Source organism: Thalassolituus sp. UBA675, assembly GCF_002297765.1.
In the GTDB taxonomy this organism is placed as follows: Bacteria; Pseudomonadota; Gammaproteobacteria; order Pseudomonadales; family Oceanobacteraceae; genus Thalassolituus.
Genome location: NZ_DBNJ01000028.1, coordinates 49248 through 62543, shown reverse-complemented (window position 1 = coordinate 62543; position 13296 = coordinate 49248). Strand labels below are relative to the sequence as shown.

Annotated in this window: 15 protein-coding genes; 6 read left to right on the top strand and 9 right to left on the bottom strand. The window is 51.9% G+C overall.

Translation table 11 applies throughout. The features are described from left to right. The first annotated feature begins 49 nt into the window (after positions 1-49). From B3007_RS12850 to B3007_RS12835, 4 genes are all read left to right on the top strand, one after another. Positions 50-448, top strand: coding sequence for an ectoine synthase (locus B3007_RS12850; protein WP_068438096.1), 399 nt, complete (start codon positions 50-52; stop codon positions 446-448). Between the two features lie 60 nt (positions 449-508). Continuing rightward, positions 509-1963, top strand: a complete 1455-nt coding sequence (locus B3007_RS12845; RefSeq protein ID WP_301377889.1) for an aspartate kinase — start codon at positions 509-511, stop codon at positions 1961-1963. Beyond that, a complete protein-coding gene (locus tag B3007_RS12840; protein WP_139325743.1) occupies positions 1960-2889 on the top strand; it encodes a TPR end-of-group domain-containing protein in 930 nt (309 codons plus the stop codon). The genes B3007_RS12845 and B3007_RS12840 overlap by 4 nt, the downstream gene beginning before the upstream one ends. 238 nt (positions 2890-3127) lie before the next feature. Further along, a complete protein-coding gene (locus B3007_RS12835; protein WP_301377890.1) occupies positions 3128-4054 on the top strand; it encodes a patatin-like phospholipase family protein in 927 nt (308 codons plus the stop codon). Between the two features lie 14 nt (positions 4055-4068). On the opposite strand, the gene hemW is transcribed toward B3007_RS12835, so the two are convergent. The 9 genes from hemW to B3007_RS12790 form a co-directional block, all read right to left on the bottom strand. Next, positions 4069-5214 carry a radical SAM family heme chaperone HemW gene (gene hemW, locus B3007_RS12830; protein ID WP_273086899.1) on the bottom strand — a complete coding sequence of 382 codons (1146 nt, stop codon included), beginning with the start codon at positions 5212-5214 and terminating at the stop codon, positions 4069-4071. 7 nt (positions 5215-5221) lie between these two features. Then, positions 5222-5566, bottom strand: coding sequence for a hypothetical protein (locus tag B3007_RS12825; RefSeq protein ID WP_301377891.1), 345 nt, complete (start codon positions 5564-5566; stop codon positions 5222-5224). 46 nt (positions 5567-5612) lie between these two features. Next, positions 5613-6209, bottom strand: a complete 597-nt coding sequence (rdgB, locus tag B3007_RS12820) for an RdgB/HAM1 family non-canonical purine NTP pyrophosphatase (RefSeq protein WP_301377892.1) — start codon at positions 6207-6209, stop codon at positions 5613-5615. Positions 6210-6211: 2 nt separating this feature from the next. Further along, positions 6212-6670, bottom strand: a complete 459-nt coding sequence (locus B3007_RS12815; protein ID WP_301377893.1) for a DUF4426 domain-containing protein — start codon at positions 6668-6670, stop codon at positions 6212-6214. Positions 6671-6672: 2 nt separating this feature from the next. Beyond that, positions 6673-7266, bottom strand: coding sequence for a methionine biosynthesis protein MetW (metW, locus tag B3007_RS12810; protein ID WP_076514567.1), 594 nt, complete (start codon positions 7264-7266; stop codon positions 6673-6675). A gap of 5 nt (positions 7267-7271) precedes the next feature. Continuing rightward, the gene (gene metX / locus B3007_RS12805) at positions 7272-8429 is read right to left on the bottom strand and encodes a homoserine O-succinyltransferase MetX (RefSeq protein ID WP_273086889.1); all 1158 of its coding nucleotides are present in this window, start codon (positions 8427-8429) and stop codon (positions 7272-7274) included. A 199-nt stretch (positions 8430-8628) separates the two neighbouring features. Further along, complete coding sequence (locus tag B3007_RS12800) at positions 8629-9225, bottom strand: YggT family protein (protein ID WP_076514503.1); 597 nt, start codon at positions 9223-9225, stop codon at positions 8629-8631. Between the two features lie 148 nt (positions 9226-9373). Beyond that, entirely contained in the window at positions 9374-10195 is an 822-nt protein-coding gene (gene proC, locus B3007_RS12795) for a pyrroline-5-carboxylate reductase (protein ID WP_301377894.1), read from the bottom strand. Positions 10196-10220: 25 nt separating this feature from the next. After that, the gene (locus B3007_RS12790; protein WP_068436325.1) at positions 10221-10922 is read right to left on the bottom strand and encodes a YggS family pyridoxal phosphate-dependent enzyme; all 702 of its coding nucleotides are present in this window, start codon (positions 10920-10922) and stop codon (positions 10221-10223) included. 204 nt (positions 10923-11126) lie between these two features. Here B3007_RS12790 and B3007_RS12785 point away from each other — a divergent pair, with 204 nt between their 5' ends. Together B3007_RS12785 and B3007_RS12780 are read left to right on the top strand one after the other, a co-directional pair. Beyond that, entirely contained in the window at positions 11127-12161 is a 1035-nt protein-coding gene (locus B3007_RS12785) for a type IV pilus twitching motility protein PilT (protein ID WP_068436327.1), read from the top strand. A gap of 11 nt (positions 12162-12172) precedes the next feature. Beyond that, positions 12173-13288: a PilT/PilU family type 4a pilus ATPase gene (locus tag B3007_RS12780; protein ID WP_139325744.1), complete on the top strand. Its 1116-nt coding sequence runs from the start codon at positions 12173-12175 to the stop codon at positions 13286-13288. Positions 13289-13296: the final 8 nt, after the last annotated feature.

The following is a 13296-nucleotide window of genomic DNA, read 5'->3' as shown; positions in this document are numbered from 1 at the left end:
GAAGCCTCCTCTAAACTCTTAACGCTAACAAATTCAGGAAAACTCAAAAATGATCGTAAGAACACTCGAAGAATGCAAAAACAGTAGTCGCGCTATTGATGGTGGCAACTGGGAAAGCGTGCGCATGTTGCTGAAAGACGACAACATGGGTTTCTCATTCCATATCACCACTATCTTCGCGGGTACTGAAACGCCTATTCATTACCAGAACCACCTCGAATCTGTGTACTGCATGCAGGGCGAAGGTGAAATTGAGACGGTAGAAGACGGCAAAATTTACCAGATCCGTCCGGGCACTCTCTATATTCTGGATAAGCACGATAAGCACTTACTGCGCGCGACCAAAGATATGCACATGGCATGCGTGTTTAATCCGCCACTGAACGGCAAGGAAGTCCACGATGAGAATGGTGTCTACGCACTGGAAGCCGAGACCATCGAAGACTGATTCGCGTGATGGCCTGGAAACGGGCCAATCCAACTAACTTACAGAATCAGCAGGAATAACATGATTAAGCACAGTGTAGAAAAAATCGGCGGCACTTCGATGAGCCGTTACGACGACGTTCTGAAAAATATCTGGCAGCGCCCGCAGGTACCACACGGTGGTACTGAAAAAACCTTATATCAGCGTGCCTTTGTTGTATCGGCCTATGCCGGTATGACAAATGGACTTCTTGAACACAAAAAGACCGGTGAGCCGGGTGTTTACGCGCTCTTCTCTGAGATGGACGAAAACCGTCCATGGCAGCAGAAACTGTACGAAGTGCAGGCAGCCATGCTGGCCATGAATGAAGAGATGTTTGAAGGTCAGGATATTGTTCGTCGTCGTGCCGATCAGTTCATCAGCAGCCGTATCGAAGACGTTAAACAGTGCCTTGAGCACCTGGAAAACGTCTGTACTTTCGGCCACTTCCAGTTGGATGATCACCTGCACCGTGTACGCGAGATGCTGAGTGCTCTGGGCGAAGCTCACAGTGCTTACAACTCGGTTCAGCTATTGAAGCTGCACGATATCAACGCACGCTTTATTGACCTGACGAACTGGCGCTCAGACAGCCAGCAGACGTTGGAAGATCACATCAGCGATGCCTTTGCTGACGTCGATTTCACTCAGGAAATGCCGATCGTGACAGGTTATACCCAGTGCCGTGAAGGCCTGATGAAAACCTATGACCGTGGCTACAGTGAAATGACTTTCTCGAAAGTTGCGACCGTCACGGGCGCAGGCGAAGCGATTATTCACAAAGAATATCACCTGAGTACGGCCGATCCGGAAATGGTCGGTGCTGAGAACGTACACCCGATTGGTCTGACCAACTATGACGTTGCTGACCAGCTGGCCAACCTGGGTATGGAAGCTATCCACCCACGTGCCGCGGCGGGCCTGCGTAAGCGTAATATCCTGCTTCGCGTGAAAAATACCTTCGAACCTGAGCACCGCGGTACTGAAATCCGCAGTGACTACAGCAGTAAAACACCTAAGGTCGAGATCATTGCGGGTACCCGCAGCGTCTGGGCGATGGAACTGTTCGATCAGGACATGGTGGGCGATCCGTCTTACGGCCAGAAGATGAACGACCTGGTATTTGAGTCTGGCGTACGTGTTCTGACGAAAGACTTCAACGCTAACACCGTGACTTTCTACCTTAAGGGCAACAAGCGTCGCATCAATTGGTTGATGGATCGTTTACAGGCCAACTACACTAATGCCGATATTCGGGTTGAGAAGATGGCAATGGTGAGTGCAATCGGTAGTGATATGAAGGTTCCGGGCCTGTTGAAGTCCGCGGCGTCCGCTTTGTCTGACGCGGGTGTGAACATTCTTTCTGTTCACCAGGCGATGCGCCAGGTGGATATGATGTTCATTGTTGCCGACCAGGATTATGCTGCTGCGGTAAAAGCACTGCACACTGGCCTGATCGAGAACAACAGTGATTGGGAGGCGGTACAGTCCGCATGATAAGAACCGTCTGGCATATATTCTTGTCCCTGATGGTGTTCGCCTCAGCGCTGGTGATCTTACCGGCGCGGGTCAACGCCGCCCCAACAACTGAAACTGCTGAATCGGCCGAAGAAGTACAGGCAAACTATGCCAAGGCTGAAAAAACGATAGAGGCGCTTGATGCGCCTCTTTATTCTGCGTTCACCGAGCGTTACCTGCTGGATGAAGTCAAAGTGCTTCGTCAGATGCTGGCCGACCACCGTGTCGAAGTCACCGAGAAAATGACGGATCGCGAGCTTGGTGTAGCTGATAAAGCGTTGATGTACGCGACCGATACCGTTACCTATTTTTTCTATCTTATCGCTGGTGCCTCAACTCTGTTGGTACTGGTTGGCTGGAATTCCTTACGCGAGATTAAAGACAGAGCGAGTGCCCTCGCCAATGACGAGATCTCCCGGATTACCAGTTCCTATGAAGAACGTCTTGAGAAACTTGAGCGTGAGCTGCACAGCAAGTCCCGTCATATTGCGGCGACTCAGGAAGAGATTGAGCTGACGAACGAAGTCCACTCACTCTGGTTAAAAGCGTCTCAGGAATCGAGTGCGCAGAATAAAATCGCCATTTACGATCAGATTCTTGCCCTGCGACCTGATGACGTTGAAGCGATTACCTACAAGGCGGATGCGGCCTTACTGCTTGGCCAGAACCAATGGGCCAACGCTCTGGCGAATCGCGCGTTGACGATTGATCCTGAAAACAGTCACGCGAAGTACCAACGTGCTTGTGCACACGCTGAAAGTGGCTACATTGAAGAAGCGTTGCGTGATCTCTCTGAGGCGATTGAAACGTCGGAGGCCCTGCGCGAGCAGGCTGCTCATGATCCGAGCTTCGAGAAATTACGTGACATGGAAGAGTTTATCGCTATGACGCAGGTGTCTAGTTGAGCTTGATTTAGCCTTGATAGCTACTCCTTGATAAAAGCCCGGTGTACTGCATCGGGCTTTTTTGTTTGCCCTGATTGTCGCAGTCAGCAAGCTTTTGCCTATTGGTTGAATTGGAAAAATTCATTTCAATGGAACCAATATGGGTGTCACCCTTCTGAAATATGTTGGCAATGCACGATCAGAAATAAAGATCGGTAGCAGCGATTACCACGAGGGTTGGAACTAAGCGGAGATCGATATGGCAAGCGACGATACTGTAAACAATAGCGTAAAAGACAGTGTGGCAAGCAACGATACGGCTGGTGGGTCAAAGAAAGCGATCGTTGTTGAAGGTGGTGCGATGCGCGGCATATTCGCCAGCGGCGTGATTGATCACTTTCTCGAACGAGGTTACCACGAGTTTGATTTTGCCATCGGTGTATCGGCAGGAGCCACCAACCTGACAGGATACCTGTCCCGGCAACCCGGACGGGCACGCACGGCGATTATGGAATACGCACGCCAGAAAGAGTTCTTCAGCCCGGTACGTTTCGTCCGGGGCGGGCATATGACCGACGTACACTGGTTGTGGCATTACACACACCAGCAGCTTCCTCTGGCTGAGTTCGTGGGTGATATGGAACTGTATGCCACTGCGACGCATGTCGACACAGGGCAGGCACATTATCTGCCCGTCACAGGAAACACAGTGCATGACGCCATGGTGGCAACCTGTGCAATCCCTTACTTCTATCGTTCGCCTGTGACCGTCAACTCAGAACGCTATGTTGATGGTGGCGTGGCTGATTCCATCCCTGTTCGCCAGGCCTGGAACATGGGGGCTGACGACATTACGGTGGTGCTTTCACAGCCTCTGGGTTTTCGTAAAAAAGACAGTCAGAGCCATTGGCTGCTTGAGAAAATGTTTGCGGGTGAAGCGGGCCTGATGAATGCCATGAAATTCCGCACCGCACAATATAACGAGAGCCTCGATTTTATTGCCTCGCCTCCGGAAGGCTGCCGGGTACGCGTTATTGCTCCACCGCCGGAGTTTGCTGTGTCGCGCCTGTGTATGAATGAGAAAAAGCTGGTGGATGGTTACGACATGGGTGTCGCGGCGGCGAGTACTTATCTTGAGGAGCTGTATGCCCCGCAACCAGACCTGCGGATAGTGTCGGTCGCCTGATTTCCTGACGATATTTAATCGGTCAGAAAGAGGGCAAGCAGTTCATTCAGGTATTGCTGGCCGCGCTCAGAAGCCCGGATAGTAGTATCGCATTCAATTAATCCAAGAGAGCGCGCTTTGCTCAGTGGGGCTTGAATACTGCTCAGCGTCATGCCTGTCCGGGCCTCAAAGTCGCTGACAGGGATGCCCTCATGCAGGCGTAACGCATTCATCATGCACTCCAGCGCTGTGTCGTCAGGCGCGATGCGATCTTGCCCTGCAAGAAAACGTTTTTCGGTATTTAAGTAGTCTTTCGGAAGGCGCGTTTTGCGTGTGCGAAGTATGGTCAGCCCTTGTGGCCCAGAGGTCGTGATTTTTCCGTGTGCACCTGCACCTATGCCGAGATAATCACCGAAGCGCCAATAATTAATATTGTGTCTGGCTTGCTTATCAGGCTGCGAATACGCCGAAATTTCGTACTGACTCAGCCCGGCTTGTGCCAGTCTTTCTTGTCCCTGCTCCTGAATATCCCATAGGGTATCGTCTTCAGGCAGAACCGGTGGACGCTTATAAAATTCGGTGTTGGGTTCAATCGTCAGCTGATACCAGGACAGGTGAGGTGGCTGAAACGACAGCGCGGTATTTAAATCATCGAGCGCCTGCTCTGGCGTCTGGTTGGGCAGGCCGTGCATCAGGTCGAGATTAAAATTACTGAATCCGGCATTGATGGCAGTTTCAATGGCCGCGAGTGCCTGTGCTCTGTCGTGTATTCGCCCAAGCTTTTTCAAGTGTTCGGGCTGAAAACTCTGAATACCCATGGATAAGCGGTTAATGCCCAATTGTCGATAGGCTTTAAATTTATCCGCTTCGAACGTTCCGGGGTTGGCTTCCAGGGTGATTTCTATATCAGGGCTGAAGGTGAGTTTTTCAGTCAGCCCGGTGAGGAGCGTTTCGTAGGCTCGGGCAGATAATAAACTGGGGGTGCCTCCACCAAAAAAGATACTTTCTATGGGGCGCCCCTGTACCCAGTGAAGGTCCTGTTCAAGATCATTCAGAAGCGCCTGAATATACCCTGTCTCAGGAATATCGCTGCCTGCCTCGTGAGAGTTGAAATCACAGTAAGGACATTTGCGTACACACCACGGAACGTGGATGTACAGACTCAGAGGAGGCAGTGCCATGATCCTTTCAGGCGACTCCGGTCGCTGAAGAAGGCCCTATAGAAGGCGACTCGAGTTCAAACTCTGTCTCGTCAATGGCTTCCATCAGCGCAGATACTTTCACTTCCCACTCATTTTTTTCGTGAGACAGACGAGTATTTTCTCTCTTAACGGACTCGTACTGCTGTTGCAGTGCGGTAATGGCGGTGTCGCGATGTTGCAGGCGCTCTTCAGCATCCAGAACGGTCTGACGAAGCTCAGCGATCGTATTATTTAATTCTTCGGTGGTTGCCTGTAAGGCTTTATTTTCTTTCCGTGTTTCCTGCAGTGCAGAAACTGTATTCAGAATTTTCTGTTCGAGTTGTTCAAGCATGTTCAAGGTGTTCTTCTTTGTGATGTTTTAGCAGTCATTGATCGCTTTAAGGGCGCCAGCGGGCCAGCAGTTGCTGAATGGCCTGACCGCGATGAGATAAATTGTTCTTACGCTCACGACTCAGTTCAGCTGCGCTGCATTGCTCGCTCGGAACATAGAATATCGGGTCGTAACCAAAGCCTTCAGTGCCCGATGGTTCGGTCAGAATAATGCCTTCCCACGCCCCCTGAAATACTTGTGGGGTCGGATCTTCGGCATGGCGCATATATACCAGAACGCATTGAAAGCGCGCGGTACGTTGCGCTTCTGGAATACCCTTCATATTTTCCAGGACTTTCGCGTTATTTGCCTGGTCGCCTTCACCTGAGTAGCGAGCGCTGTAGATTCCTGGGGCACCGTCAAGTGCATCAATTTCAATGCCCGAATCATCGGCCAGAGCGGGCAGTCCAGTGACCTGACAGGCGTGACGTGCTTTGATGATGGCATTTTCAACGAAGCTCAGGCCTGTCTCGTCGGCGTCAGAGACATTCAGTTCTGTCTGTGGAATCAGCTCAACGTTATCGTTCGCAAAATGCTCAGAAAACATGGCTGAAAATTCACGCAGTTTGCCTTTGTTTCCACTGGCAAGAACGATTCGGGTCATGGTTATTCCTGATAAAATTTCTGGCTGAATCTCACATCAAAAGTACGGTTGCTACCGTCTGGGGTGACGTCCAGATCAATGCGATATACTTCATTTTTATCGAAGCGGAAGGTCGATACGTAATAGACCGCATTGGTTTCTTTGATTTCCCGGAATTCGATACTGCGGCTCTGACCAATAAGATTTTTGATCGTGCCCGTCAGTTCTGCGGTGACTGGAGCTGGCACATCATTTTTGACCTTCTTCAGTACCGAAATGCTCAGGTACGCCAGCGAACGGGAGCGCGGAATATCATAGGCTTCGGCAACATCCTCCGGCAAAAAACTGGAATTGAGGCCAATGTAGTGAACCTCATAGTCGCCGAAGACCTGCTTCTGCTCACCGCGATCTGCTGCCGCATGCAGCGATAAGGTGGCCAGCGCCAGTACTAAAATGCATTGGATCTTACTCAGTGCGTTCATACTTATCTCCTGGTGATGTGGTAAACCGCGATTTCACCCAGCATGGCTGGCCAGAGGCGAATGCTCCAGTGTTCGCGGTGTTGATCGTCGACTACGGTTTTATTAAGTATACGTATGCCTTTTTCACGGCACAGAATTTCAAAGTCGCGGAAGGTGCACATATGAATGTTCGGCGTGTCGTACCAGTTGTACGGCAGCGTATCCGACATCGGCATGCGACCTTTCAGTAAAAGATAGAAACGTGTTTTCCAGTAACCAAAGTTCGGAAACGTCACTATGGCTTCTTTGCCGATACGCAGCATCTCGTCGAGCAGTTCATCCGGTCGCTGCACCGCCTGCAGTGCCTGAGTCATCACAACGGTATCGATGCTTTGATCTTCAAAGTTACCGAGACCATTATCCAGGTTCTGTTCGATGACATTGACGCCATTACGGATGCAGGCTGTCAGCTTCTCCGGATTGATCTCCAGACCATAGCCGTGAACGTTTTTCTCATTCTTCAAATAGCTGAGTAATTCTCCCTCGCCACATCCAAGGTCAAGGATTTCACTTTCTGGTCGAATCCACTGCTGAATAATACTCAGATCAGGACGCAGTTCGCTCATGACTTACCTCCGAAACTACGTGCTGCCACACCTTCCATATACGCATGAAAGATATCCAGGTAGCGCGGAATAGGAAGCAGAAAGGCATCGTGGCCGTTGTCAGATTCAATACAGGCATAGCTGACGTCTTTGTCGGCGTGGATCAGTGCATTCACGATTTCTTCCGAGCGCGCCGGGGCAAAACGCCAGTCGGTTGTGAAGGATACGACCAGAAAACGACATTTCGCCTGACTCAGGCATTTACGCAGATCATTATCGTGGTCGCGTGCCGGGTCAAAGTAGTCCAGTGCTTTGGTCATCAGCATGTAAGTGTTGGCATCGAAGCGTGTACTGAATTTCTCGCCCTGATAGTGCAGGTAGCTTTCTACCTGAAACTCAGGAGCAAAACTGAAGTTCAGCTTACCCTCACGTAATTCCCGGCCAAATTTCTGCCGCATTGCATCGTCTGAAAGGTACGTCAGGTGCCCAAGCATCCGCGCTTGCATCAGGCCTGCTTTAGGCAGTGTTCCTTTCTCCTGATACCAGCCATCGTGAAAGTCGGGGTCTTTGGCGATGGCCTGTCGGGCGACTTCGTTAAAGGCGATATTCTGCGCTGAAAGTTTGGGGGCAGAAGCAATAACAACGGCGTGTTTCAGGCGCTCTGGAAACTGGATAGACCAGCGAAGCACCTGCATGCCACCGAGAGAGCCGCCGACAACGGCTGCCCAGACATCAATACCAAGAACATCGGCAAGGCGAGCCTGGCTGTTCACCCAGTCACGGACTGCCATGATAGGGAAGTCGGGTCCGTACGCTTTGCCGGTTTCAGGGTTGATACTGACCGGGCCAGTGGAGCCAGAGCAACCACCGAGGTTGTTCAGCGAAACGACAAAGAATTTATTCGTATCAATAGGCTTACCGGGGCCGATGCAGGTATCCCACCAGCCGGGCTTTTTGTCGTCCATGCTGTGATAGCCCGCGGCGTGATGATCACCGCTCAGGGCATGGCAGATCAGGACAGCATTGGAGCGGTCGGCGTTGAGTTCGCCATAAGTCTCGTAGATCAGGTCATATTGTTCTAACACTCGTCCGCTGCGTAATGTCAGGGGCGTGTCGAAGTGCTGAACCTTGGGTGTGACCAGTCCGACCGAGTTTTCTGGAATAACGTCCGGCATCGGAGTCAGGTATCCATTTGCAAGCTAGTAATACAGCAAGTTTATCAGGCTTAGAGCTGGCTTGGCACTGGCTGTGCCTGTCGGGAAAGGTAATGGTGCGTTGGCGTGGGAGGGCCATTCGCACTGAGGTTCACGGTTGGTTATTTATGCATCAGATACGCGACAACAGAAGGCCTGTTGCCGCGCAGAAAATTTTAGCTTATAGACCCATGATTAAGCCCGAAGGCACCTGCAGAACCTGTTTCAGTGGGTACAGAATCAGGATCTCAGCGAGCTGAATGCCAAGGATGACTACCAGTGGTGACAGATCAAGGCCACCCATGTCCGGCATGATCTTGCGTACCGGGCGGATAACCGGCTCAAGCAGCTGATTGATCAGGATCAGCGCCGGATTATACGACCCCGGAGCAACCCAGGAGGCGATCACCATGATCAGCATGCCCCAGAAATAGATACTGATGAGAAGCTTGATAATGCCCACCGCGGCCCAGCCGATCATGGCGACAAAGGGCATGCCTGTTCCGTAACCCGCGAGCATCAGAATCAGCGCCATGATGACGTACTGTATGGCCAGTGCGAGTACCAGTGACGCCATGTCGAGACCTCCAAGGCCGGGAATCACTCTGCGCAGTGGAATAAGCAGTGGATTGGTGAACTTCACAATCATCTGTGACAGGGGGTTATAGAAATCAGCGCGGACAAGTTGAAGCAGGAAGCGCAGCATAACGATCAGCAAGACAAGGCTTCCGATGGCGTTGACGAGCAGCAGACCCGCCTGTGTGAGTGGTGAACCCATGAATACTCCAGTTTAAATTGAGCGGCCTTTGGGCCGCACGGTACGATCTTGTTAACCCACTTGTTATCTCAAGTGCTTATATTCTCAAATACGTATTACCTCAGATGGGGACGCCTGAGAAAATTTCACCCCCCTGCTGAGTCAGGATTCAGCCATTGCCCAGTTCGTCGCTGAGCTCAGCGGCTCTTCTTGCGGCGGCGTCCATGGCGGCTTTAACGAGATCGCGCAGGTGCGCGCCTTCGAACGTCGCGATTGCCTGTTCAGTGGTACCGCCCGGAGACGTTACCCGGCGACGTAATTCATCCGGGGCAACATCCGAACTGCTCGCCATTTTTCCTGCGCCCAGCGCCGTCTGTAAGGTCAGACGACGTGCGGTTTCTTCGCTCAGCCCGAGTTTGATACCGGCATCGATCATGGATTCCATCAGCAGGAAGTAGTAAGCCGGGCCACTGCCAGACAACGCCGTGACCGCGTCAATTTCAGCTTCGGTCTGTACCCACATAGCCAGGCCTGTGGCGCCGAGCAAGGTATCCGTCAGATTACGCTGGTCCAGCGACACTTCTTCACTGGCAAACAACCCGGTAGCGCCGAAACCTGTCAGCGCAGGCGTGTTCGGCATTGCGCGTACGACGGCTGTACATCCACTCCATTCTTTAAGCGTTGGAAGACTGATACCCGCTGCAACAGAAATAAGTAGCGGCTGGCGGGTGTTCAGCGTGGCCTGCAGCGGTTCCAGTACGGCTTTCATCATCTGTGGCTTTACTGCAAGGATAACCACGGTCGCGCTGCTGATAGCGTCGAGATTGGACTCATGGGTCACAATGCCAAAATCGCGGGTGAGGCGTTCCCGTTGCTCTGCGCCTGGGTCACTGACGTGAATCAGATCCGGGCTGACTGCACCCTCTCTGATCAGGCCGCCGATGATGCTGGTGGCCATATTGCCACCGCCGATGAATGCTATCTGTGTCATTGTTGGTTCCTGCTTCTGAATACCTTCACTGAGCGCCCGGGATGTCCCGCGCTCCGAATATGTCTGTGCCGATACGAACTTCCGTTGATCCACATGCAATCGCGAGTTCAAGATCGGACGACATGCCCATCGACAGCGTGTCTGCGTCCGGGCATAGTTCCTTTAATTCCTGCCACAGCCTATGCATTTTGAGGAACTGATCTCGCAGTCGCTCCTCATCGCTGGTTGCTTCCGGGATACACATCAATCCCCGAACTTTCAGTCTAGGCAAGGATAGGAGATTCTGCGCAAAACTCGCGACGCTGTCTGTCGCGATGCCACTCTTCTGCTCTTCGTTACTGATGTTGACCTGGATAAGTACGTTCAGCGGCGGCAGATCGTCAGGGCGCTGTTCATTCAGGCGGCGGGCGATCTTTTCACGATCCAGCGTTTCCAGCCAATGAAAGTACTCGGCGACCGGGCGTGTTTTGTTTGATTGCAGCGGGCCGATAAAATGCCACTCGATGTCGGTCAGCTCCGACAAGGCTTCAATCTTGTCGAGCCCATCCTGCAGGTAATTCTCACCGAAGGCTCGCTGACCCAGTTCATAACAGGTGCGCACCATGCTCGCGGGTTTAGTTTTACTCACCGCCAGCAGGCGAATGCTTTCAGGCTCGCGTGAAGCGTTTGCACAGGCCGCGTTAAGACGCTCACGGACCCGTTGATAGTTCTGTTCGACAGTAGACATTACGCTTGCTTGGTTTAGGATTAACTTGATTGTTGCTGTAGTGACGCTGTTCATAGAAATTTGTTCAACAGCGATTACATTACATCATACACCAGTCGAGGGATTGACCGCTTCATCCGACTGGTCGCATCACTAATATTTTGGCATTTATAGGGCTGTCTGGCTGAGCTGGCGCATCTGGCCCGAGATCATAGAGAGGATCACATGGATATTACCGAGTTATTGGCCTTTAGCGCGAAGCAGGGGGCCTCTGACCTCCACCTGTCGGCAGATATGCCTCCTATGATCCGTGTCGATGGTGATGTCCGCCGTATTAATTTACCAGCGCTGAGTCACAAAGAAGTGCACGCCCTTGTGTACGACATTATGAACGACAAGCAGCGAAAAGATTTCGAAGAATTTCTGGAAACTGACTTCTCATTCGAAGTGCCTGGTGTTGCCCGCTTCCGTGTGAATGCCTTTAACCACAACCGCGGTGCGGGCGCCGTGTTCCGTACCATTCCGTCAAAAGTCGTGACTATGGATCAGCTGGGCATGGGGCAGGTGTTTAAAGATCTCGCCATGATCAGTCGTGGCATTGTGCTTGTGACCGGCCCAACCGGTTCAGGTAAATCAACCACACTGGCGGCCATGGTCGATTACATCAATGAGACCAAGTTCGACCATATCCTCACCGTTGAAGACCCAATCGAATTTGTTCACGAATCGAAAAAGAGTCTGATTAACCAGCGTGAAGTGCATCGCGATACGCTGGGCTTTAATGAAGCGCTACGCTCAGCGCTGCGTGAAGACCCTGACGTGATTCTCGTGGGCGAGCTGCGTGACCTCGAAACCATTCGTCTGGCGTTGACCGCTGCAGAAACAGGCCACGTTGTGTTTGGTACTCTGCACACCAGCTCCGCGGCGAAAACCATTGACCGTATTGTCGATGTATTCCCTGCGGAAGAAAAATCCATGGTGCGTTCGATGTTGTCTGAGTCGCTGCAGGGCGTTGTATCTCAGGCGCTGCTGAAAAAGAACGGTGGCGGCCGGATTGCAGCCCATGAGATTATGGTTGGTACGGCGGCGATTCGTAACCTGATTCGTGAAGACAAGGTTGCGCAGATGTACTCTGCCATTCAGACTGGGGCAGCGCATGGAATGCAGACCATGGATCAATGTTTGCAAAGCCTGGTCAGCAAAGGCCTGATCAGTCGTGAAATCGCCCGTGAAAAGGCAAAAATGCCAGAAAACTTCTGAGGTAGCTGATTGTGTCAATGGATAAGTTTCTGCGGTTAATGGTTGAAAAGACCGCGTCAGATCTCTTCATTACGGCCGGTGTTCCACCGTCCATGAAGGTCCATGGCAAGCTGGTTCCTCTCAATAAAACTGTCCTCAGTGCTGAGCAGGCGAAAGAAATCGTCTACGGCCTCATGAATGACAGACAGCAGGCTGAGTTTGAAGAACGGAAAGAACTGAACTTCGCGATCAATGCGACGGGGATTGGTCGTTTCCGTGCCAGTGCCTTCTTCCAGCGCAATGTCGCTGGGATGGTGCTACGTCGGATTGAAACGCGAATTCCGAACATTGATCAGCTCGGCTTACCTGAAGTTATTAAAGAATTATCGCTCGCTAAACGCGGCCTGGTGCTGTTTGTGGGGGCAACGGGGGCGGGTAAATCGACCTCGCTGGCGTCGATGATTGGCTACCGTAACCGCAACAGTAAGGGTCATATTCTCAGCATCGAGGACCCGATCGAATTTATCCATCAGCATGAAACCTGCATCGTTACTCAGCGTGAAGTCGGCTTGGATACCGACAGCTATGAAATTGCGCTGAAGAACTGCCTGCGTCAGGCACCGGACGTGATCATGATCGGTGAGGTACGTTCTGCTGAAACGATGGAACACGCGATTACCTTTGCTGAAACAGGCCACCTGTGTCTTGCCACTCTGCACAGTAATAACGCGAACCAAGCGCTTGATCGCATCATTCACTTTTTCCCACCGGAGAGACATTCGCAGATCTGGATGGACCTCTCTCTGAACCTGAAAGCGATCGTGGCGCAGCAGTTAATCCCGACGCCTGATGGTCGTGGTCGTCGTGCTGTTGTCGAGGTCTTACTGAATACACCTCTGGTGTCGGACCTGATCCGTAAAGGCGATGTGCACGAGCTGAAGAGCCTGATGGCACGCTCGACAGAATTGGGTATGCAGACCTTTGACCAGGCGCTGTACGCACTCTACGAGCAGAGTGAGATTACCTATGAAGACGCGATCGCCCATGCTGATTCGCCGAACGATCTGCGCCTGATGATTAAACTGGGTAATGAAACCAACGCCGACCGATTAGAAGGTGCGACGCGCAATCTGCGTCTGCAGGACTGATCCAATAT